Consider the following 2,448-nt stretch of genomic DNA (forward strand, 5'->3'; position numbering starts at 1 on the left):
GCGAAACGGCCCGGCGCTGGTGGCCATCAGGGCTTGCAGCTCGGCGATGAGGGCGGCCGTGTTCGGCCCATCCCGCCGCGTGGCGCCACCCAGCAGATCGAGCGCGGAACGTGCGGCATCCGCCGACCAGGCAGCCTTTGCATGCGACGCGCGGCGCGCCGCATTGCGGCCCGCGCGTGCGCCAAACACCAGCGCCTCGGTGATCGCATTGCCCGACAGCCGATTGGCGCCGTTGGCGCCGCCCACCGCCTCACCGCAGGCATAGAGCCCCGCAATCCTGGTTTGCAGCGTGTCGTCGACCCGGATACCGCCCATGTGATAATGCGCGATCGGCGCCACCTCCACCGGCTGACGCGCAATGTCGATGCCGTTCGCGGCCAGCCGATCGACCACTGGACCGAAGGCGCGGCGAATCTCGGCCTCGGGGACATGGGCGAAGCTCAGATAGGCACCCCCCGCCGGGCTGCCGCGTCCGGCCGCGACTTCCCTGGAGATGGCGTAAGTCGCGAGATCGCGCGTCAGCACATAATTGCCGTCGCTCCTTGTATCATCGCTGGCGTAGTCTTCCTCAAACTCCCGCATTTCGGAGTTCAACAGCCTGCCGCCGAGCTTGTAGCGGAACGGATCCCACATGATCGGATCCATGCCGACCAGGCGCGGCGCGAGATGGCCGATCGGAAAGAACTGCACGAACTCCATGTCGATCAGCTCGGCGCCGGCGCGCAGCGCCAGCGCGTAGCCGTCGCCACCCATGTTCTGCGACGCGCTGTTGCGCTGGTACAGCCGCGTCAGCCCGCCGGTTGCGATCACGACAGAGCTTGCCGCGATCGTCACCGCGCGGCCGGTCGGCACATGCAGCGCGATCGCACCGCAGGCTTCGCCATCGCGGACCGCGATATCGACAATCGCGAGATCACCGACCCGCCTGATCCCGCTCGCGCCATTGAGCTGCGTGCGCAGGGTTTTCGAGACCGCCGGCCCGGTCGAGAGGAAATCCACATAGACGCAACGCGGCCGATCGTGACCGGGCGCCTGCGCCTGCTTGATATGACCGTCCTCACGCGCCCAGCCGACCTTCCACGCATCCATCTCACGGATACGATCTGGCCCATCCTCGCACAGCATCGCGGCGAGAGCTTCATTGCACAGACCGCGTCCGGCCGCGAGCGTATCGGCCAGATGGTGCTCCCAATGATCGGGCGTCTGCTCGCCCAGCGCGGCCGCGACCGTCATCTGCGCCATCACGGTCGCTCCGCCGCGCCCGATCAGGCTGCGGTCGGCGAGGATCACGGCGGCACCGGCGCGCGCCGCTTCCAATGCGGCATACATGCCAGCGCCGCCGGCGCCGATCACCAGAACATCGGTCTCGATATGCATCGCGATCTCTATTCTCCTGCCCGTTCGCCTGCGCCCCGCTGCAGCTCGTCCTCAAGGTCGTAGCTTGCGAGCATCTGGCTGACGAGCTCGCGGGCCGCGCCCCAATCGTAGGTCCGAAACGAATGCCCCTTGGTGATGAACGTCGCGCCGGAATAGAACATCTCATACTGCTGGTGCCGCGACGCGAACTCCGAACCTACCGCATCCCAGGCCAGCTTGTAGAATTTCACCTTCTCGGTCGCGTGGGCCACAGGCGACTGCTGGGTGCGTCCAATCAGCCCGGCAATCTCAGGGTTGCCGAAATCGTCGACGCATGACGGCAACATGATCATGCCGCCGCCGGCCAGATCGCGCAGCGTATTCAGGATCTTCGGGTAGAGCTGCTGCGTCAGCGTCAGCGCCGCATAGAGCGTATGCCGGTCCGGCACGAAATAGCGGCCATGGTGGGTGCCTTTGGTTTCCATGGCGCTGACGAAGGCGTCGACCATCCCCGCCTCCGCCGCCAGTTGCCCCAGCGTCTCGCGCACCTGCGGGAAGCCGACAACGCCGTTCATCTCGGCGATCCGCTGCGCCAGTCCGGTCAGAAACCGCACCTTGACGGAGAGCCGCACCATGGCCTGGTAGTTCTGGTAGACATGGGCCGGCGTCGCATGGAACTGCTTCTGGCACATCTGGATATTTCCAGAGATAAAGACGCGATCCCAGGGCACTTTGACGTCGTCGAAGTAGATCACCGCGTCATTCTCGTCGAAACGGCTGGACAAGGGATTGTCGAACACCGATATCGCCGCCGCCTCGTAGGATTTCCGCGACAGCAGGCTCAGGCCCTTCGCGTTCAAGGGGATCGCGAACGATAGCGCTTGCGCTTCGTCGCCGGGCTGCAGCGGCTGAATGCTGGTGACGAACACCTCATCGGCCATGATGCCGCCGGTCGCAAGCATCTTGGCGCCGCGAACCGTGATCCCTGCGGCATCCTGATCGACGAGGCCGGCCGACAGGAATGCATCGCGCTGCTGCGAGGCGCTCTTTGAGCGATCCGCCTGCGGATTGATGATCACATAGGTCAGATAG

At 65.4% G+C, this 2,448-nt stretch carries 2 protein-coding genes; both read right to left on the minus strand.

Annotated elements, in window-relative coordinates; genetic code table 11:
* Window positions 1-1,377 (minus strand): FAD-binding protein (locus tag WCB02_RS09075; RefSeq protein ID WP_423957641.1); only part of this gene is annotated, 1,377 nt, incomplete at its 3' end.
* A gap of 8 nt (window positions 1,378-1,385) precedes the next feature.
* Window positions 1,386-2,448, minus strand: a 1,063-nt coding sequence (locus WCB02_RS09080; protein WP_423957643.1) for a 4-hydroxyphenylacetate 3-hydroxylase C-terminal domain-containing protein, incomplete at its 5' end; no start/stop codon positions are given.

It is taken from the genome of Bradyrhizobium sp. (genome assembly GCF_049581145.1).
Lineage (GTDB): Bacteria > Pseudomonadota > Alphaproteobacteria > Rhizobiales > Xanthobacteraceae > Bradyrhizobium.